This is a genomic window from Terrabacter terrigena (assembly GCF_042676085.1).
Taxonomy (GTDB): domain Bacteria; phylum Actinomycetota; class Actinomycetes; order Actinomycetales; family Dermatophilaceae; genus Terrabacter; species Terrabacter terrigena.
Map to the genome: position 1 here is coordinate 39,595 of NZ_JBHTKH010000015.1, position 19,861 is coordinate 59,455.

Consider the following 19,861-nt stretch of genomic DNA (forward strand, 5'->3'; position numbering starts at 1 on the left):
GTCGGGCGGGTCAGGCGTGCGGGGGCGGGAGGACGGTCGTGTCGACCACGGCGTCGACGTCGATCGGCCCGTAGACGTGCGGGAAGGTCTCGCCCGTCGCCGGGTCGCCGACCTCGTGCACGACCTCCGAGGTCAGGCGTGCCTCGTCGATGTGCAGCAGCACGAGCGGGCCCGAGACGTCGGCGTAGAAGCGTGACCTCACCACCGGCCACTGCTCGGCCGACGAGGCGTGGATGAACCCCTCCTCCTCGAGCGAGACCCCGCGGGTCGACCGTGTGTAGCTGCCGTCGCGGCGGGCCTGCTGCCAGTCGGCCTCCTCGGCCAGGTGGTAGATCATCCGCCAAGCCTGCACCCTCCGACCCCTGCCGCAGGACACTGGGAGGAGATCGTCCGGCACGACGACAACCTCGGCGCCCGCTCACCGCGTTGAGAGTGCGTCCATCCACGCCGGCCCAGGGGGTCCAGTGGGAGACGTCGATCGCGAAGCGGACTTCTCGGCCTACGTGCGAGCGCGCCAGAAGTCCTTCGCCCGCTTCGCCTACCTGCTCACGGGCGACCCGTTTGCCGCCGAGGACCTCGTGCAGTCGGCGCTCGCCAAGGCGTACGCGAAGTGGGACCGCATCAGCGGTGTCGAGTCCCCCGACGCGTACGTCCGCAAGATCATGGTGAACGAGCACACGTCGTGGTGGCGGCGCACGTGGCGCCACCGCGAGCGGACCGACAGCGAGCTGATCCGCATCATGGACCCGGCAGGGGTCGAGGCGCCGGCGCACGACGGCGAGCTGTGGGCGCACGTGCACTCGCTCGCCCCGCAGCAGCGCGCCGCCGTGGTCCTGCGTTTCTACGAGGACCTCAGCGAGGCGCAGACCGCGGAGGTCCTCGGATGCTCCGTCGGCACCGTCAAGAGCCACACGAGCCGCGCGATCCGCTCGCTGCGCAGCACGATGAAGGAGGTCACGCCGTGAACGCCCACGACCGGGAGCAGGAGCTCCAGACCCTGCTTCGGCAGGAGGCGGCCCGCGTCGAGGTGCCCGGGGACTTCGCCCCCGTCGCCATCGCGAGGCGACACCGCGACCAGCGCAACCGAGCCGTCGTCGGCGCCGCCGTGGCCGTGGCAGCCATCGCCATCGCCGTGCCGACCCTCTGGTCCGGCCGCGGCACGCCACTCGTGCCGGCTCTCACCACGACCACATCGGTCCCCTCACCGACCGGCTCGGTGCCGTCGCAGAAGCCGGCCCCCCACCCTGGTCCGCCCACGAGCGGCACGCCGGTCGGAGACGTCGCAACGCGTTCCAACACGTATGCCGTCGACGACACCATCCGCTTCGGCGACACGGTGGTCCGCCTCGAGAGGGGCACCGTCGTCGAGAGCTTCGCCGTGCTGTCCAACGGCGGCTTCGTGCTCCAGTCGCACCTGTCGCGGCAGGACGCCCCGACCGAGCTCGAGATCCTGTCGTCGGCCGGCAAGACGCTTCGCGCCGTCGCCGGAGGCGACTCGTACGTCGTGTCGCCCGACGGCGCCCGTGTGCTCGTCAAGAGCGGGTCGTCGAACACGGTCGCGGTCTACGCACCTGACGGGTCGGTGGTCGCGCAGCGCCAGGACCGGCGCGAGGCCGGCGCCGTCGTCGGCGACACCGCCTACCTGAACGGCGACGAGAGCCAGGGCTCGCTCGAGTGGGACCTCACGACCGGCGTGACCCGCAGGCTCCCTGCGCACGTCGTCGCTGTCTCGGCCGACCGCACGCGTGCCGCCCTGTCGTGGAACATCACGACCGACGCCTTCGCGGACTTCTGCTGGGCCGTCGTCGACCTCACGAAGCCGGGCTTCCCCAAGACGATCGAGCGGTGCGGCCGGAGCGGCAACCCGACGATGTTCCAGCCGACGGCGTTCTCCACCAGGGGCACCTACCTGGTCGGGTCGCACTACGTCGACGGCGGGTTCTGGTTCAGCGCAGGCGTCGTGCGGGTCAGCGACGGCGCCGTGGTGGTCGGCGGTGGTGACGCGGCCAGTCTCGTGTCGGCGTGGAGCTGGCACCTCGAGGCCGACGAGTCGACCTTCGTCATCTCACGCAACACGTCCACTCCCGTCTCGCCTGCGACGCAGAACACGCTCCAGCGCTGCTCGCTCTCGATGCAGTGCCAGCAGGCCCAGCCGCCGCTGGCGGTCAAGGACCCGAACGGCTTCACCGAGCCGCGCTACGTCGTCCCGCGGTGAGGAAACGTGACCACCACGAGGCCGTACGCCGTCCGCCCACCTCGGACGGACGGCACACGGCGGGCTGCGCGAGGCCGGAGGCGTAGCCTCGATCGGTGAGAACGAGCGCGTTCGGCGACCCGACCGGCGCGCGCCACGCCGTCAGCGTGTTGGTCGATACCGGGTGGCACCGCTCATGTCATGCTCCTGCTGCATGCCCGTCAGTCCCCCTGGCTCGACGGGCACGCCCACGCTCCGGTGCAACCCCCCTCCGCCGGAGTTCTCGGCGCAGCCCGTCCCCACCCCCCACCCGGACGGGCTGCGCCACCGTTCCCGGCCACTGACGCCCGGTGGGCCGCTCGTACCCCTTGGACGCAGCCGACCCGGGTTCTCGACACCGGGAGCACCGTCGCGGCCGACGTCCCGAGAAGTCCCGAAATGTGTATTTCGCCCATTCCGCTGCCACCCGCCGCGGCGGAGGTTACGTTTTCGATCAGCCCGTCACGCTCGTGTGCGGGTGAGTTCGTCTCGCCGTGGCTCGACATCGGAGCAGGGCGGGCTGTCGAGGGGGTTCCATGGGGCTGCTGCGCCGCCGTTCCGTCATGTCTGCCGTGGTCGCGCTGGGACTGGTCGTCCCTCCGGCGGCCGCCGCCTTCGCCGCTGGCGACGGCAACCCGCCCACGACCAAGCGGGAGCAGCTGAGCCAGCTGCACCCCGATGCGGCGAAGGCGCCGTCCCCGGGGACGAAGGGATCCGCCGGCCGCGTGGGCGCCCTGGCGGTCCAGCGCGGCTCGGGCAAGGTCGTGCTCTCGGTCAAGGTGCGCAAGGGCGCTCAGGTCGCCAGCTCGCTGGCCGACGTCGCGCGCTCGGCGAAGGCCCACGGGGGTGCGCAGCGCCGAGTGCTCCGGCAGCTCGACACCGTGTCGGTGGAGGTCCCGGCCACCGCCGCCACCGGCTTCGCGGCCGCGCTGCGCGGCCGCGCCGACGTCACGCGGGTCGACGTCGTGGGCCGCAAGACCTTCTCCTTCCTGCCCAACGACCCGGACTACCCGGCGACGGCGTCCTACCTCGGAGCAGTCGGCGCGCCGGCCGCCTGGGACGTCCAGCGCGGGGACGCGGCCGTGCACATCGCCGTCGTCGACAGCGGTGTCGACGTGGCCCACCCGGATCTGGCGGGTCGGGTCACCGACACCTACAACGCCGTCGACGGCTCCACCGACGTCACCGACGACGTGGGGCACGGCACCTTCGTGGCAGGGGTCGCCGCCGCGACCGCCGACAACGGCATCGGTATCGCGGGCGCCTCCGTGGGCGCCAGCGTGATGGCCGTCAAGGTCGCCGACCCCGCCGGTCAGGTGTTCGCCGACAAGGAGGCCGCCGGCATCATCTGGGCTGCCGACCACGGAGCAGACGTCATCAACCTCAGCCTCGGCAGCGCCGCCGCCGACCAGGTCGAGTCCGATGCCGTCGCGTACGCCGTGGGCAAGGGAGTGCTCGTCGTGGCAGCAGCGGGCAACGACGGCAGCACGAACCCGAGCTACCCCGCCGCCTACCCGAAGGTCGTCGCCGTCGGCGCGACCGACGCCGCCGGCAACCGCGCCCCCTTCTCCCAGCACGGCACGTGGGTCACCGTGGCGGCACCGGGCACCTCCATCCGCAGCACCTCGCCGACCGCCGGCAGCACCTTCTTCCCGGCGGGCGGCTACGCGACGGGCGACGGCACGTCCTTCTCCACGCCGCTGGTCGCGGCCGAGGCGGCCCTGCTGTGGTCGCAGCGTCGGAGCGTGAGCGCCGACGACGTCCGCGCCGCCATCGTCGGCTCGGCGCACGGCTACGCGGGCCTCGGGCTCGGCGCCGGCCAGGTCGACTACCGGGCCGCGTTCGACACCCTGCGACCCGACACGGTGCCGACCCTCACGGCCCCTGCGGACGGCGCCTCGGTCTCCGGCCCGGTCAGCCTGACCGCCGCCTCCGGCGCGGCCAAGGTGCGCTTCTCCGTGGACGGCTCACCCCTCGGGGCGCCGGTCGCCACCAGTGGCGGCTCGGCCACGACAGTCTGGTCGACGTGGGGCCTGCCGAACGGCGCGCACACCATCAGCGCCGCCGACTGCAGCACCAAGGGCCTGTGCAACCCGGCGCTGACCCAGGCAAGCGTGACGCTCGCCAACGCGGCCCCGGTCATCACGTCGCCCAAGCCGTCGCAGACGCTCTCGGGCAGCGCCACGTTCACGGCGACGGCCGCCGGTGGCGCCGTGGCCTTCGTCATCGACGGCGTGCGGCGCGGCCTCGACACCAGCGCCCCGTTCGCGCTCACCTACCCGGTCAGCGCCCTCAGCGACGGCACGCACTCGGTCCAGGCGGTGAGCTGCTCGACCACCGGCGCCTGCTCCGGGCCCACGTCGGCAGCCGTGAGCTTCAGCAACCAGTCGCTGCACCCCAGGTTCACCGCCGTGAGTCCGGGCGTCTTCAGCCCGAACTCCGACGGCCGCTCCGACTCGACGAAGGTCACCTACTCCCTCCCCGACACCGAGACGGTGACCTTCGTGGTGCGCAACGCGGCCGGCGCCGTGGTCCGCGGGCCCCTCGCCCTCGGAACGCTCACGGCGGGGAGCCACAGCGTCGTCTGGAACGGCTTGCTCAACGGCGGCGCGCGGGCGACGAGCGGCACCTACCGCCTCGAGCTCGCAACGACCCGCCCGATCACCGGCGGGAGCCTGCGCGGCTCGGCCATCACCTACGCGCGCGTCGACATGGCTCCGCCGACGATGTCGTCGGTCACCGGCAGCGGGTCCGGCTTCTACCCCTACCCCGACACCTACCGCGACACGTTCTCGCCGGCCCTGACGCTCAACGAGCCCGCCGTCGTCACCCTGACCGTGCGCAGCAGCGCAGGGGCCGTCGTGCGCAGCATCGCCGCCACCCGCGCCGTCGGACGCACCACCATGACGTGGAACGGACGCAACACGGCGGGCGCGCTCGTCGGTGCGGGCACCTACTCGTGGAGCCTCACCGCACAGGACGGAGCAGGCAACCGTCGCACGAGCGCGAAGTACTCCGTCACGGTGAGCAGCAAGAGGCTGGTCACGAAGACGGCGACCGTGACCAAGAACGGGAACACGCTCTCCTCGGGCGGCGGGAGTGCGTACTGCGCCGACGTCGACACGGGGCTGTCGGACTTCGCGTCCGGCGTCTGGCTGTCGAACATCTGCGACAGGGGTTTCGACGGCTTCCAGATCGCCGCTGCGACCTACCGCTTCACGGCCCCCGCGGCGATCAGCTACAGCTCCCTGAAGATCGAGGGCTACGGCTTCTCCCTGGCGACGTCGCGCCTCGGCGCAGGCTTCACGAGGTGGGGCACGGTCGACTACACGTTCACCCCCGAGGTCCTCACGGGCACGAGCCCGGGCTGGCGCACCATCGGGTCCGTCTCGCCCGCAGCCCTGGTGAACGAGACCCGCCTGGTGGAGGCGACCGTGTACGTCCCGAACGCGTACGCCCAGAACGACTACGACATGGGCCAGGTCCGTCTCACCGTGACCTACAAGGTGCTCGCCTGACAGACCCGAGCCCGTACGCGCAACGCCCGCCTGTCGTGACAGGCGGGCGTTGCGTGTTGTGGCGCCGGGTCAGCCGGCCGTGGAACCGGCGACCTCGGCACGGTGCTTGGCCAGACGCGTCCACGTCTCGACGACCGTGTCGGGGTTGAGCGACATCGACTCGATGCCCTGGTCGAGCAGCCACTCGGCGAGGTCGGGGTGGTCGGACGGGCCCTGGCCGCAGATGCCGACGTACTTGCCGCGGTCACGGCAGGCCTTGATCGCCATGGCGAGCATCTTCTTGACCGCGGGATCCCGCTCGTCGAACGAGCCGGCGACGAGGGACGAGTCACGGTCGAGGCCGAGCGTCAGCTGGGTCATGTCGTTGGACCCGATGGAGAAGCCGTCGAAGTGGTCGAGGAACTCGTCGGCGTTGACGGCATTGCTCGGCACCTCGCACATCATCACGACCTGCAGGTCGTTCTCGCCGCGCACGAGGCCGTGCGACGCGAGCAGGTCGATGACGCCCGCGCCCTCGGCCACCGTGCGCACGAACGGGATCATCACCTTGACGTTCGTCAGACCCATGTCGTCACGCACGTGCTTGAGCGCCTCGCACTCCATCGCGAAGCACTCGGCGAAGTCGGCCGACAGGTACCGCGCCGCGCCGCGGTAGCCGATCATCGGGTTCTCCTCGTGCGGCTCGTAGCGCTCGCCGCCGATGAGCCCCGCGTACTCGTTGGACTTGAAGTCCGACATGCGCACGATGACCGGCTCGGGCGCGAACGCCGCGGCGATGGTGGCGATCCCCTCGGCGACCCGCTGCACGAAGAACTCGCGCGGGCCGGCATACGCGGCGATGTGGGCCTCGATCTCCGCCTTGAGCTCTGGCTCCTGGTCGTCGAGCTCGAGCAGCGCCTTCGGGTGGATGCCGATCTGCCGGTTGATGATGAACTCGAGGCGCGCGAGCCCCACTCCCTTGTGCGGCAGGCGGGAGAACTCGAAGGCCTGCTCGGGGGTGCCGACGTTCATCATGATCTTGACCGGCACCTCCGGCATCTCGTCGAGGGCCGTCTCGGTGACGGTGAACTCGCGCAGGCCCTCGTAGACGAAACCGGTGTCACCCTCGGCGCACGAGACCGTGACCTCCTGGCCCTCGGCGAGCGCGGAGGTCGCCGAGCCCGTGCCGACGACGGCCGGGATGCCGAGCTCACGGGCGATGATCGCGGCGTGGCAGGTGCGGCCACCGCGGTTGGTGACGATCGCGCTGGCGCGCTTCATGATCGGCTCCCAGTCGGGGTCGGTCATGTCGGCGACCAGCACCTCACCGGGCTGGAAGTCGTGCATCGCGTCGATGGACCGGAGCACGCGTACGGCACCGGCTCCGATCTTCTGGCCGATGGCGCGGCCCTCGACGAGGACCGGGCCGCGCTCGTCCATGCGGAAGCGGCGCATCGTCGACCCCGACTGGCGTGACTGCACCGTCTCGGGTCGCGCCTGGAGGATGTAGAGCCCCCCGTCGACGCCGTCCTTGCCCCACTCGATGTCCATCGGGCGGCCGTAGTGCTCCTCGATGCGCAGCGCGTGCGTGGCCAGCTCGGTGACGTCGTCGTCCGTGATCGACAGCAGCGGGCGCTGGTCCTCAGGCACCGGCACGAACTCGATGGTGCGGCCGACGTTGGCATCGGAGGTGTAGACCATCTTCGTCGCCTTGCCGCCGACACCGCGCTTGAGGATCGCCGGTCGCCCCGCGCGCAGCGCCGGCTTGTAGACGTAGAACTCGTCGGGGTTGACGGCGCCCTGCACGACCGCCTCGCCGAGACCGTAGCTGCTCGTGATGAAGACGGCGTCGCGGAAGCCGGACTCGGTGTCCATCGTGAACATGACGCCCGAGGAGCCCACGTCGGAGCGGACCATCCGCTGCACGCCCGCCGACAGCGCGACGACGGAGTGGTCGAAGTCGCTGTGCACGCGGTAGGCGATGGCGCGGTCGTTGTAGAGCGAGGCGAAGACGAGCTTGATCGCGTGCAGCACGTTGTCGATGCCGCGCACGTTGAGGAACGTCTCCTGCTGGCCCGCGAAGGACGCGTCGGGCAGGTCCTCGGCGGTCGCGCTCGAGCGCACCGCGAAGCTGACCTCGTCGCCGCCCTCCCCCCCGCCACCCTGCTCGCTCACGAGCCGGTCGAACGCCTCGCGGATGTCGCTCTCGAGGTCGGCGGGGAACGCCTGCTCCTCGACCTGCTCGCGGATGCTTGCGCCCACCTCGGCGAGCTTGCGGGTGTCGTCGACGTCGAGGTCCGACAGCAGCGCGTTGATGCGGTCGGCCAGGCCGTCCTCGGCGAGGAAGCGGCGGTACGCGTCGGCCGTCGTCGCGAAGCCGTCGGGCACCGTGACCCCGGCCTTCGACAGGTGCTGGACCATCTCACCGAGGGAGGCGTTCTTGCCTCCGACCAGCTCCACATCGCCCAGTCCGAGGTCGGCGAACCTCATCACGTTCTCGGTCACAGCAGGTCCTTCCGGTAGGTGGTGCGGGTCGTGCGGCTCGGTGGTCGGTGGATCGGTGGTCTGTGGTTGCAGGTCAGCCGTTGCCGAGCGCCCGGCTCTGCATGATGACGGCTGCGATCTCCTCGACGGACATCGCCGAGGAGTTGACGACGGGAACCTTGTGCGCGCGGTACATCGCCTCCGCGCGACGCAGCTCGTAGCTGCACTGCGCGAGGCTGGCGTAGCGCGAGCCGGGGCGGCGCTCACCGCGCACCTGGCTCAGGCGGGCAGCGGTGGACAGCAGGCCGAAGCACTTGGCGGCATACGGCCGGACGGGCAGCGGGAGGTCGCTGGACTCGAAGTCCTCCTCGACGAGCGGGTAGTTGGCGACCTTGATGCCGTGCTGCAGGGCGAGGTAGATCGAGGTCGGGGTCTTGCCGCAGCGCGAGGGGGCGATGAGGATCAGCTGCGCCTGCTCGAGGTTGCGCATGCTCTGGCCGTCGTCGTGCTCCATGGCGTACTCGACGGCACGCATGCGTGCCTCGTAGCGGCCGAGGTCGCCCACGCCGTGGAGGGCGCCGACGGTGTGGACGGCGTTGACGTGCAGGACGTGCTCGACCGTCGCGAGGTGTGAGCCGAAGAGGTCGATGAAGGCGCAGCGGGTCTGCTGCAGCTCGGCGCGGATCTCCTCGTCGGACACCGTGGAGAACACGAGCGGCGTCACGGTCTCGGTCATGGCCGCGTCGAGCTCGGTCACGACCTGACGCGCCCGCTCGGCCGTCGTGATGAACGGGATCTTGCGCCGCGAGAAGGCAACCGACGGGAACTGCTGGAGCATCATGTTGCCGAGCGTCTCCGCAGAGATGCCGGTGCCACCGGCGAGGAAGAAGGCCGGGGTCGGCGTTGGTGAGGACGCTGGCGTCGTCGATGAGGCCACGAGAGGAACTGTGGCACACCGTGACGCACGACTCGTGCCGCGTGAGCCGCCGATGTGACCCACGACTCAGTCGCCTCCCATCCGTCGAGACCGGCGCCGTCGTCTTCCGCCGGATGTCACAACTCGCGGCCCGGCGGCGTCTTGATGTCGAACCCGCACATCGGACCGACACCAGGAGGACGACATGACCGATTCGACCCGCATCCCCGCCGCCGAGATCACCGGCCTCAAGGGAGCCGTCGTCAAGCGCTTCGCGAAGAAGGCCCTGGGCCAGGTGCCGAGCTCGCTCGGTGTCTACTGGCACAACCAGAAGGTGCTCATGGGCATGACCGCCGTCGGCGGCAAGGTGCAGAAGTGGGACGCCTGCGACGAGCAGCTCAAGTCCTTCGCGCACATGGCCGTCGCGTCGCAGGTCGGCTGCAGCTGGTGCCTCGACTTCAACTACTTCGAGGCGCACAACAAGCACCTCGACCTGGCCAAGGCCCACGAGATCCCGCGGTGGCGCGAGTCCGACGTGTTCTCGCCGCTCGAGCGCGAGGTGCTGGCGTATGCCGAGGCGATGACCGAGACCGAGCCGGCGGTCACCGACGAGATGGTGGCGTCGCTGCGTTCCCAGCTGGGTGAGGCCGCGCTCGTCGAGCTGACGGCGGTCGTGGCCTTCGCCAACTTCACGACACGCGCGAACGTCGCCCTCGGCATCGAGTCGGACGGCTTCGCTGCGGCGTGCGGGCTCAAGCCGCTCGCCGCCCGGACGGTCGTAGGGTCGAGCGCGTGACGCAGACCGACGACCCGTTCATCACCAACCGCGGCCTGCTCTTCACCGTCGCCTACGAGATGCTCGGCTCCGCGGCCGACGCCGAGGACGTCGTGCAGGAGACGTGGCTGCGGTGGGACGCGATCGGTGACGACGGTCGAGCCGAGGTGGGGCACCCGCGAGCGTTCCTCGTGCGGATGGTGACCCGCAAGGCCCTGGACCGGCTCCGGTCGAACGCCCGGCGACGCGAGGAGTACGTCGGCGCCTGGCTGCCGGAGCCGCTGCTCACGGCACCGGACCTCGCCGACGACGCCGAGCTCGCCGAGAGCGTGTCGATGGCGATGCTCACCGTGCTCGAGACGCTGACGCCGACCGAACGAGCCGTGTTCGTGCTTCGCGAGGTGTTCGACGTGCCCTACGACGAGATCGCAGACGCCGTGGGCAAGTCCGCGCCCGCGGTTCGGCAGATCGGGCACCGGGCGCGCGCGCACGTGGCCGCGCGCCGGCCCCGGATGGACGTGGGTCGAGGCGAGCAGCAGGAGGTCGTCGAGCGGTTCCTGGCGGCGGTGACCGGTGGCGAGCTGCAGGCACTGCTCGACGTGCTGGCGCCCGACGTCGTGCTCGTGGCGGACGGCGGTGGTGTCGTACAGGCCGTCGTCAACCCCGTCGTCGGTGCCAAGAAGGTCGCCAACCTGCTGCGCCCGTTCGGCAAGCTCGCCCCCGGGGCACGGATCCTGCCGGTGCTGCTGAACGGTGCCGCCGGGGCGCGGATCGTCGGCACCGACGACGGCTACGACACCGCGATCAGCTTCGTCGTCGAGAGCGGGCGGATCAGCCGCATCTACGCCGTGCGCAACCCTGCCAAGCTCGGCCAGATCGACGTCGAGGCGCCGATCAGCCGGTGAGGCGCCGCCGAGTGCCCGCCGGAGGCGGGACGCCGTCTAGGGCCTTGCCTGGTCGAGGCGCATCACGGCGCCGCCGGTCCCGTCGCGGTTGACGGTCAGGACGTAGAGCTCCCTGGCGTTGTCCTGTCCGAACCCGGTGATGCCGGCGTCGATCGGTCCGTCCCGCAGCTCGTTGATGACGTTCGCAGCCGTCACGGGCGACGGGTTGGTCACGTCGACTCCGAAGATCCGCCCGTGGCGGTTGTTCAGTCGTCGGGTGAAGTCGCCGAAGACGTAGGTGCCGGTCAGAGCCGGCATCGCCGTGCCGCGGTAGACGAAGCCGCCGATGACGGCCGACCCGTCGTCGTGGTCGTAGTTGGCCACGGGGTCCACGAGACCGGCCTGTGGCGGCTGGGCGAAGACGAAGGCATCGGACTTGAAGCCCTTGGACTGGAAGCCCGCCGGGTCGAAACCGAACGCTCCCTCCCGAAGGCGCCACCCGTAGTTGCCCCCGGCGACCACGCGGTCGACCTCCTCGACGTCGTTCTGCCCGACGTCTCCGGCCCAGAGGGCGCCCCCGTCGAAGGAGGCCCGGAAGGGGTTGCGGAAGCCGTAGGCGTAGACCTCGGGGGCCGCTCCGGGAGCACCCACGAAGGGGTTGGTGGCCGGGATGGCGTACTGACCGTTGCGTGACGTGCGTGCGGCGGGGTCGATGCGAAGGATCTTCCCCAGCGGGGTGCTGAGGTTCTGGCCGTTGCCGTCTCCCGGGTGGCCGAACATCGGGCGCGCGTCGAAGTCGGTCTGGCAGTCCTGGTCGTCCTTGCCGCCGCCGTCACCGGACGTGATGTAGAGCAGCCCGTCGGGTCCGAAGTCGAGGTCGCCGCCGTTGTGGTTGAACTGCGGCTGGTCGAAGGAGAAGACACGGCGGCCCTGACCCGGCGCCGTGCGGTCGACGACGAGGCCACCGCCCGGGGTGTAGGTGACCCGCCACTCGCGGATCATGCTCTGGTGGTCCGGGGGAAGGACCAGAGCGCAGGCCGCCGTGCTGACCGGGACCTTGTAGTCCGCAGTCCCGTCCGCGGCCTCCGACGTGTACGTGTAGAGCAGCCCGTTCTGGGCGAAGCCCGGCGAGAACGCCGCGCCGAGGAACCCGCGCTCATCGCCGTCGCGGGAGGGCCCGACGACGAGGTCGCTCACGTCGAGGACCTTCGTGGGGGTGACGGGCCACTGGGCCCGGTTTCCCACCGGTACGTCCCAGAGGAATCCCACCTGGTCCACGACGAACAGCTTCGTCGGGTGCCCAGCCGCAGTGATCCCCGCGACCGGTGCGAAGACTCCGTTCGTCACCGTCGTCAGCGCGACCTGCACCGGACCGGGCCGAACGTCGGGCACCGGGTCACCCAGCGGTTCGTGGGCGGCGCTGGCAATGGCCGGTGCCGCCGCCGTCAGGGCGACGACGCACGAGAGGCCGACAGTGGCGAACCAGCCACGGCGCTGGGACGGGGCACGGGAGTCGCGACGCATGGGAAGCTCCTAAGGGACTCGGCTCTGTTCGACGCTCCTCGGCCCTTGGGCAACAGGGCAATACGACCAACGCCCTAGTACTTCCTCGGCGATCTGCGACCCGCTGGGCGTTTGCCCCGAGCGAAAAGGGGTAGCGCGCCACGTCCTCCCGGGCGCTGGCGGCGAGGCACCCGGCTCCGGCTCTCCCCGCCGTTCGGCAGGACGGCGCCGTTCGGCGTGTCATCGGTCGGACAGGAACTGCAGTGCCATCCAGGCACCGACCCGAGCGGAGGGGTCGTCGAGGTCGAGACCGGTGAGTCGCTCGATCGCAGCCAGCCGGTTGCGCACGGTGTTGCGGTGGATGCCCAGGACATCGGCCATGGTCGCCCGCGAGCCGTGCTCGCGGAGGAAGACGGCGAGCAGCGTGCGCTGCTCCTCATCGAGCGCAGACAGCAGGTCGACGGCATACTGCCGGCCGAGCTCCTCCGGCACGAGCGCCGAGGGACCCGCGTCGACGATCTCCTCCCACCGGCGTACGGGGATCGTCGACGTGGTTCTCGCCAGTGCCTGGTCGGCGGACTCGAGGCTGCGAGGCGCTTCCGCCGCCGGGACGGCGCGCCCCACGCCGACCCGCAGCCCGCCGTCACCGACCAGCGCCAGCAGCGTCCGAAGCTGAGCGGGGGCGCACACAGCGACCAGCCGACCGTCGACGACACCGACGAGCACCTCGTCGTGGGCCTCGGAACCATCGATCGCGTCGACGGTGTCTTCGAGCGCTTCGTGAGGTCCTGTCATGAGCAGGACACGCAGGCGGTCGGGCACGGGGGTCGTGCGCTCGGCCGCGTCGAGGATCACCGTGGCCGAGCGCACGTCTCCCGAGCAGAGAAGCTCGAGGGCGCGGCCCCGCAGCCGACGCTCGGTCGAGCGTCGATCCGTGCGTCGCTCGATCACCAGGCTCAGCAACACGCCGGCGGTGGCCACGGCCGAGCGACCCGGTTCGTCGAGCTGCCCTGTCACCGCGACGGCCAGATAGAACTGCGGTCGCCCCGCCACGCCGACCGGACGTACGACGCTCGTGACCCCCTCGTGGACGGTCGTCGACGCGGCTGCGAGGCCGTGTGCTCTGATCCTGGCGACCTCGGCACGCACGACCGAGAGGTCGAGCGCACCCTTCGCCCGACCCAGCGGCCCCTCCGCCGGGTCCCCGTCGCGGTGCACCAGGGCGACCGTCGCACCGAGGAGACCAGCCAGACGCACGAGCAACGGACGCACGTCCAGAGCCAGCGCAGCCCGGGTCAGTCGGCGCTGGTGGTCGAGGGCCAGTCGTGTCGACGCTGCCTCCTGGTCCTGTAGCAGCTCCGCCGCTGCCCGTGACACGGCCACGAAGGTGGTTTCCTTCGGCACCTCGACGAGCGTCAGGCCCCGTTCGCGGCAGGCCACGACGAGGGCGTGAGGCAGACGGGCGTGGGTCAGCCCCGTCCCCAGGCCGAGACCCGCGGCGCGGGAGTCCGCCAGGCGATCGACGTACGCGGCCCACTCATCGCTCCAGTCGCCCGTGGCCAGTCCTGTGGTCAACAACAGCTCGCCACCCTCGAGGTACGGCGTCGGATCCACCAGCTCGCTCGTGGCCACCCAGCGCAGGGCGGTCGGCCCACTGGAGCTCTCGGCGGCCACACGCAGGCCGAGCGCCGGCACGGCCACGAGGTCCGCCACAGTCACCACGGGTGACACCTTTGCACATGTTGCGCCGTGAGCTTGTGCGGGCTGTACATGGCGCCATGCCGTCCCCGCGGCCTAGCGTCGAACGACCCGATCCAACCGACCACGCGGAGGGCTCATGACCGACCAGCACCCCAAGGGTGGACCGCACATCACACAGGAGCGCCGCCTGCTCACCAGCATCCCCGGTCCGCGGTCGCTCGAGCTCGCGGATCGCAAGGCACGAGCGGTGGCCTCCGGTGTCGCAGTCGGACTGCCGGTGCAGGTCGTCGCGGCCGGCGGCGGCATCATCGTCGATGCCGACGGCAACCAGCTCATCGACCTGGGTTCGGGCATTGCGGTCACCTCGGTGGGCAACAGCGCTCCTCGGGTCGTCGACGCGGTGAGCCGCCAGCTCGCCGCCTTCACCCACACCTGCTTCATGGTCACGCCGTACGAGGGCTACGTGGCCCTCGCCGAGAAGCTCAACGAGCTCACCCCCGGCACGCACGAGAAGCGCTCCGCGCTCTTCAATTCCGGGGCCGAGGCGGTCGAGAACGCCGTCAAGATCGCCAGGTCCGCCACCGGCCGACAGGGCGTCGTCGTCTTCGACCACGCGTACCACGGGCGTACGAACCTCACCATGGCGATGACGGCCAAGAACATGCCGTACAAGACCGGCTTCGGTCCTTTCGCGTCGGAGGTATACAGGGCCCCGCTGTCCTATCCGTTCCGCGACGGTGGCCGCTCCGGGGGCGAGGCCGCGCGTGACGCGATCGACCAGATCGAGAAGCAGGTCGGCGCCGAGAACCTCGCAGCCGTCGTCGTCGAGCCGATCCAGGGTGAAGGCGGCTTCATCGTTCCCGCCGAGGGCTTCCTCCCGGCTCTCGTGTCGTGGTGCCGCGCCAACGGTGTGGTCTTCGTCGCCGACGAGGTGCAGACCGGGTTCGCCCGCACCGGTGAGCTGTTCGCGTGCGAGCACGAGGGGGTCGTGCCCGACCTGATCGTGACTGCCAAGGGCATCGCCGGCGGCCTGCCGCTCGCGGCCGTCACCGGCCGTGCCGAGATCATGGACGCCGCGCACCCCGGAGGTCTCGGAGGCACCTACGGCGGCAACCCGCTCGCGTGCGCTGCCGCCCTTGCCGTCGTCGAGACGATCGAGGCCGAGGGCCTGGTGGACCGCGCCCGTGACATCGGCAAGACGATGCTCGAGCGGCTGACTGCGCTGCAGGAGAAGGACCCCCGCATCGGTGAGGTCCGCGGACGTGGCGCCATGGTGGCCGTCGAGCTCGTCCGTCCCGGCAGCACCGAGCCCGACGCCGACCTCACCAGGCGTGTCGCTGCCGGAGCGAGCGCCAAGGGGATGGTCGTGCTGACCTGCGGCACCTACGGCAATGTCCTGCGGTTCCTGCCGCCGCTGTCGATGCCCGATCATCTGCTCGACGAGGCCCTCGACCTCCTCGCCGCGACCTTCCAGGAGAGCTGATGACCGCACTTCCCCCAGACCTCCTCCTGGCATCCCAGGAGGACCTGGCGTCGAGCCCGACCTTCGACGTGCTCGACCCCGCCACCGGCTCGGTCATCGGCACCGTCGTCGACGCCACCCCGTCCGATGCCACGCGTGCCGTCGACGCTGCGGCGGCGGCCTTCCCCGCCTGGTCGTCCCTGCCGGCCCGATCGCGCGCGGAGGTCCTGCGCCGCTGCCACGACCTCATGGTGCGCGACAGCGAGCGTCTCACCAGGCTGATCACCGCCGAGAACGGCAAGTCCGTCGCGGACGCCCGGGCGGAGGTCGCGTATGCCGCGGAGTTCTTCCGGTGGTTCTCCGAGGAGGCGGTACGGGGTGAGGGGTCCTACGGGGAAGCCCCCGCCGGGGGTGCCCGCATCCTCGTGACCCACGTGCCTGTCGGCGTCGCCGCCCTGGTCACGCCGTGGAACTTCCCCGCCGCGATGGCCACCCGCAAGATCGCGCCGGCGCTGGCGGCCGGCTGCACGGTCGTGCTGAAGCCGGCCGCGGAGACCCCACTGACGGCGTTGGCGGTGGCGGGGCTCATGCGGGAGGCGGGCGTTCCCGACGGCGTCGTCAACGTCGTGACGACGACGGATGCGGCAGGCGTGGTGACGAGCTGGATCGAGGATCCGCGCGTCCGCAAGGTCAGCTTCACCGGGTCCACCGCTGTCGGCCGCGCGCTGCTCCGGCAGGCCGCCGACCGCGTGCTCAACACGAGCATGGAGCTCGGCGGCAACGCGCCCTTCGTCGTCACCGCCGACGCTGACGTCGACGCCGCCGTCGCCGGTGCCATGGTGGCCAAGTTCCGCGGCGGCGGCCAGGCCTGCACGGCTGCGAACCGGTTCTACGTCCATGCCGACGTCGCCGACCGCTTCGTCGCGAAGCTCGGCGCAGCCGTCACCGCCCTCAGGGTGGGTCCGGCGGTCGACGAGCGCAGCCAGGTCGGGCCCGTCATCAGCGAGAAGGAGCTCACCGGCATCACCGAGCTCGTCGAGTCCGCAGTGGCCCACGGCGCGCGGATAGCGGCGCAGGCCCCCGCACCTGCAACTGGCTGGTTCTACCCGCCCACCGTCCTCGTCGACGTGCCCGTCGGCGCCGCCATCCTCGCGGAGGAGATCTTCGGGCCCGTGGCTCCCGTCGTCACGTGGAGCGACGAGTCCACGATGCTGGCCTCGGTGAACGACACCGAGTTCGGTCTCGCTGCCTACGTGTACGCCGGCCGCCTGCAGGACGCCTTGCGCATCGGTGACCGGATCGAGGCCGGCATGGTCGGGGTCAACCGAGGCATCGTCTCGGACCCGGCCGCGCCGTTCGGCGGGGTCAAGCAGAGCGGCCTCGGCCGCGAAGGGGCACGCGACGGTCTGCGCGAGTACCAGGAGACGCGTTACTTCAGCATCGACTGGAGCTGACACCCCGCCGGCCGGTGCGCTGCCGTGCCCACCCTGATGTCAGGGCCTACAGGACCTTTCCCGGGTTGAGCAGGTGGTGCGGGTCGAGGGCGTCCCGCACGGCGCGCTGCACGCGCATGCCGTCCTCACCCGCCTCCTCCGGCAACCAGCCGCGCTTCAGCAGCCCCACGCCGTGCTCACCGGTGATGGTGCCGCCGAGCCCGAGACCGAGTGCCATCACCGCGTCGAAGGCGTCGAGTGCCGCCCGCGTGGCTGTCGGGTCGTCCCGGTCGAAGATGATCGACGGGTGCATGTTGCCCTCACCCGCGTGTCCGGCGCACGTGATGAGGACACCGTGCCGGCTGCTGATCTCGGCCAGGCCGCGGAGGAGGTCCGCGAGGCGACCGCGGGGCACGCAGACGTCCTCGACGAGCTCGGCTCCCCTGGCCTCGTGCGCCGGCCCGACGAGCCGGCGCGCTTCGATGAGCAGATCGCCCTCCCGCGCGTCCTCGGCAAGCAGCGCGTCTTCGGCGCCGAAGGAGCGACAGACGCGCAGGAACTCGGTGAGCTCGTCGGCGGCGGAGCGCTTGTCGTCGCACCGGGCGATGAGCATGGCCTTCGCGTCGGCGGGCAGGCCGAGGTCGCGGTACGCGCGGACGACCTCCAGCGTCGGGCCGTCCATCAGCTCGAGCATCGACGGCTGCGCTCCGGCGGACATGTATGCGTTCACGGCCTCGCAGGCGCTCGGCGCGTCGGGAAAGAACGCCACTGCCGTACGCGGCGGGGCCGGCCGCGGTCGCAGCGCGACGGTCACCTCGGTGATGACGCCGAGCGTGCCCTCCGAGCCGACGAACAGGCGGGTCAGGTCGTATCCGGCGACGCCCTTGCGCGTGCGCCGTCCGGTCCTGACCACCGAGCCGTCGGCGGTGACGACCTCGAGAGCGCGCACGTAGTCCCCCGTCACCCCGTACTTGACGCAACAGAGCCCACCGGCGTTCGTCGCGACGTTGCCACCGATGGTGCTGCTCTCCCACGACGCGGGGTCGGGCGGGTAGAAGAGGCCCTGAGCTTCGACGGCGCGGGAGAGCTCGGCGTTCGTCACCCCGGGCTGGACAGTGGCGGTCTGCTCCGCCGGGTCGATCTCGAGGATCCGGTTCATCTGCTCGAGGCTGACCAGGATGCATCCGTCCACGGCGTTCGCGCCACCCGAGAGGCCGGTACGTGCCCCTTGTGGCACGACCGGCATACCCACCCGGGCAGCGGCGCGCAGCACCGCGACGACCGCGGCCGTGGTGCGCGGCCGCACGAGGGCAGCCGGCACCCCGACGGGGCAGAAGGTGGCGTGGTCGCGCGCGTGCGCGGTGAGCACGTCCGGGTCCGTGACGACCGGCACCGGAGGCTCACTGCTGGAGAGGACATCGGTCAGCGCACGCGTACGACCGGGGTCGACGGCCGCCTCGCGCACGACGTCGGCTGCGCGGGCCTGCCTGGCCTCGTGGGCTGCTCGGGCGCACGGCTCGCTCACGACGCGTGGCTGCTCATGACGTGCTTGACCCGCGTGTAGTCCTCCAACCCGTAGAGCGAGAGGTCCTTGCCGACCCCTGACTGCTTGAAGCCCCCATGGGGCATCTCTGCGGTCATCACCTGGTGGCAGTTGACCCAGACGATGCCGAAGTCGAGGTCTGCCGACAGCCGCGTCGCACGACCGTGGTCCCGGGTCCACACGCTCGACGCCAGGGCAAGGTCCACGCCGTTGGCCTTGGCGACGGCGTCTGCCTCGTCGGCGAACGACTGCACGGTGAGCACCGGCCCGAATACCTCCTGCTGCACGACGTCGTCGTCCTGCCGGACTCCCGCGACGACGGTCGCGTCGAGGAACCAGCCCGGCCCGTGGCCGGACGCACCGGCCAGCACCTCTGCGTGTGACGGCAGCCGCTCGAGGAACTGCTCGATGCGTGCGTGCTGGTCGCGGCTGTTGACCGGGCCGAAGCTCACGTCGGCGTCGTCGGGGGCACCGGAGCGCTGGGTGCGCGCGGCGGATGCGAGGTGGTCGACGAACTCGTCGTGCACCTTCTCGTGCACGAGGACGCGGGTGGCCGCGGTGCAGTCCTGCCCGGCGTTGAAGTAGCCCGCCCCCGCGACGGCTCGAGCGGTGGCAGCGAGGTCGACGTCGTCGAAGACGACGGCAGGCGCCTTGCCGCCCAGCTCGAGGTGGACGTTCTTGAGGGTCGTCGAGGCGGCTGACATGACCTCGGCGCCGGCTCGGGTGCTGCCGGTGATGGCGACCATGTCGGGGCGCCGGTGTGCGACGAGGGCACGGCCCGTGTCGCGGTCGCCGCAGACCACGTTGAGCACTCCCGGCGGAAGCACCTGCTGCGCGAGCTCCGCCAGCCGGACGGTCGACCACGGGGTGGTGTCGGCGGGCTTCAGCACCACGGTGTTGCCGGCAGCGAGAGCGGGGGCCAGCTTCCACACAGCCATCATGAGCGGGTAGTTCCACGGGGTGATCTGCGCGACCACGCCCACCGGCTCACGGCGGATGGAGGAGGTGAATCCCGGCTCGTACTCGGTGCTCGCCAGTCCGGTGAGCATCCGAGCAGCGCCGGCGAAGAAGCGCACCTGGTCGATGCACGGCTCGAGCTCGAGCTCACGGGTCAGCGCCCGGGGCTTGCCCGTGTTGCGCACCTCGCACTCGAGGAGGTCCTCGAGATGCTCCTGCATGAGGTCGGCGAGGGCGAGGAGCCTCCGCTGCCGCTCGCGGGGTGCGGTCCTGCGCCACGTGACGAACGCGTCGGACGCCGCTGCCAGAGCACGGTCGACGTCAGCGGCGCTCGAGCGTGGGGCCTCACCCAACGGCTGGGCGGTGGCCGGGTCGTGGAAGGTCATCACGTCGGCGGCGGGAGCACTGCCTCCGTTGACGACGTTGGTCAGGGTGGGCATGTCGGAGCCTCCAGGTCGGTGGGCGTCGGTCGG

14 protein-coding genes are annotated in these 19,861 nt (G+C 71.2%); 7 read left to right on the plus strand and 7 right to left on the minus strand.

From position 1 onward, the window contains the following. Window positions 1-10: 10 nt before the first annotated feature. Window positions 11-337, minus strand: coding sequence for a DUF952 domain-containing protein (locus tag ACFQ2V_RS17645; protein ID WP_386054176.1), 327 nt, complete (start codon window positions 335-337; stop codon window positions 11-13). A 127-nt stretch (window positions 338-464) separates the two neighbouring features. Here ACFQ2V_RS17645 and ACFQ2V_RS17650 point away from each other — a divergent pair, with 127 nt between their 5' ends. From ACFQ2V_RS17650 to ACFQ2V_RS17660, 3 genes are all read left to right on the plus strand, one after another. Then, window positions 465-965, plus strand: a complete 501-nt coding sequence (locus tag ACFQ2V_RS17650; protein WP_386054177.1) for a SigE family RNA polymerase sigma factor — start codon at window positions 465-467, stop codon at window positions 963-965. Continuing rightward, window positions 962-2,215: a hypothetical protein gene (locus ACFQ2V_RS17655; RefSeq protein ID WP_386054178.1), complete on the plus strand. Its 1,254-nt coding sequence runs from the start codon at window positions 962-964 to the stop codon at window positions 2,213-2,215. Before ACFQ2V_RS17650 ends, ACFQ2V_RS17655 begins: the two co-directional genes overlap by 4 nt. 554 nt (window positions 2,216-2,769) lie before the next feature. Further along, entirely contained in the window at window positions 2,770-5,751 is a 2,982-nt protein-coding gene (locus tag ACFQ2V_RS17660; protein WP_386054179.1) for a S8 family serine peptidase, read from the plus strand. A gap of 69 nt (window positions 5,752-5,820) precedes the next feature. On the opposite strand, the gene ppsA is transcribed toward ACFQ2V_RS17660, so the two are convergent. Further along, window positions 5,821-8,235: a phosphoenolpyruvate synthase gene (gene ppsA, locus ACFQ2V_RS17665; RefSeq protein WP_386054180.1), complete on the minus strand. Its 2,415-nt coding sequence runs from the start codon at window positions 8,233-8,235 to the stop codon at window positions 5,821-5,823. A 73-nt stretch (window positions 8,236-8,308) separates the two neighbouring features. Beyond that, window positions 8,309-9,151 (minus strand): pyruvate, water dikinase regulatory protein, encoded by an 843-nt coding sequence (locus ACFQ2V_RS17670; protein WP_386054182.1) that lies wholly within the window; start codon window positions 9,149-9,151, stop codon window positions 8,309-8,311. A 184-nt stretch (window positions 9,152-9,335) separates the two neighbouring features. Here ACFQ2V_RS17670 and ACFQ2V_RS17675 point away from each other — a divergent pair, with 184 nt between their 5' ends. Together ACFQ2V_RS17675 and ACFQ2V_RS17680 are read left to right on the plus strand one after the other, a co-directional pair. Then, the gene (locus tag ACFQ2V_RS17675) at window positions 9,336-9,926 is read left to right on the plus strand and encodes a carboxymuconolactone decarboxylase family protein (RefSeq protein WP_386054183.1); all 591 of its coding nucleotides are present in this window, start codon (window positions 9,336-9,338) and stop codon (window positions 9,924-9,926) included. Further along, window positions 9,923-10,810, plus strand: a complete 888-nt coding sequence (locus tag ACFQ2V_RS17680; RefSeq protein WP_386054184.1) for an RNA polymerase sigma-70 factor — start codon at window positions 9,923-9,925, stop codon at window positions 10,808-10,810. Before ACFQ2V_RS17675 ends, ACFQ2V_RS17680 begins: the two co-directional genes overlap by 4 nt. A 36-nt stretch (window positions 10,811-10,846) precedes the next feature. Here ACFQ2V_RS17680 and ACFQ2V_RS17685 read toward each other — a convergent pair whose 3' ends face one another. After that, window positions 10,847-12,313, minus strand: a complete 1,467-nt coding sequence (locus tag ACFQ2V_RS17685) for a PQQ-dependent sugar dehydrogenase (RefSeq protein ID WP_386054185.1) — start codon at window positions 12,311-12,313, stop codon at window positions 10,847-10,849. A gap of 219 nt (window positions 12,314-12,532) precedes the next feature. Then, the gene (locus ACFQ2V_RS17690) at window positions 12,533-14,014 is read right to left on the minus strand and encodes a PucR family transcriptional regulator (protein WP_386054186.1); all 1,482 of its coding nucleotides are present in this window, start codon (window positions 14,012-14,014) and stop codon (window positions 12,533-12,535) included. Between the two features lie 115 nt (window positions 14,015-14,129). Between ACFQ2V_RS17690 and gabT the strand changes: the two genes are divergently transcribed. Continuing rightward, the gene (gabT, locus tag ACFQ2V_RS17695; protein WP_386054187.1) at window positions 14,130-15,476 is read left to right on the plus strand and encodes a 4-aminobutyrate--2-oxoglutarate transaminase; all 1,347 of its coding nucleotides are present in this window, start codon (window positions 14,130-14,132) and stop codon (window positions 15,474-15,476) included. Further along, window positions 15,476-16,909 (plus strand): NAD-dependent succinate-semialdehyde dehydrogenase, encoded by a 1,434-nt coding sequence (locus tag ACFQ2V_RS17700; protein WP_386054188.1) that lies wholly within the window; start codon window positions 15,476-15,478, stop codon window positions 16,907-16,909. The genes gabT and ACFQ2V_RS17700 overlap by 1 nt, the downstream gene beginning before the upstream one ends. A gap of 46 nt (window positions 16,910-16,955) precedes the next feature. On the opposite strand, the gene ACFQ2V_RS17705 is transcribed toward ACFQ2V_RS17700, so the two are convergent. Both ACFQ2V_RS17705 and ACFQ2V_RS17710 read right to left on the minus strand, forming a co-directional pair. After that, window positions 16,956-18,413 carry an FAD-binding oxidoreductase gene (locus ACFQ2V_RS17705; protein WP_386054189.1) on the minus strand — a complete coding sequence of 486 codons (1,458 nt, stop codon included), beginning with the start codon at window positions 18,411-18,413 and terminating at the stop codon, window positions 16,956-16,958. After that, window positions 18,410-19,828: a gamma-aminobutyraldehyde dehydrogenase gene (locus tag ACFQ2V_RS17710; RefSeq protein WP_386054190.1), complete on the minus strand. Its 1,419-nt coding sequence runs from the start codon at window positions 19,826-19,828 to the stop codon at window positions 18,410-18,412. Before ACFQ2V_RS17710 ends, ACFQ2V_RS17705 begins: the two co-directional genes overlap by 4 nt. Between the last annotated feature and the right edge of the window lie 33 nt (window positions 19,829-19,861).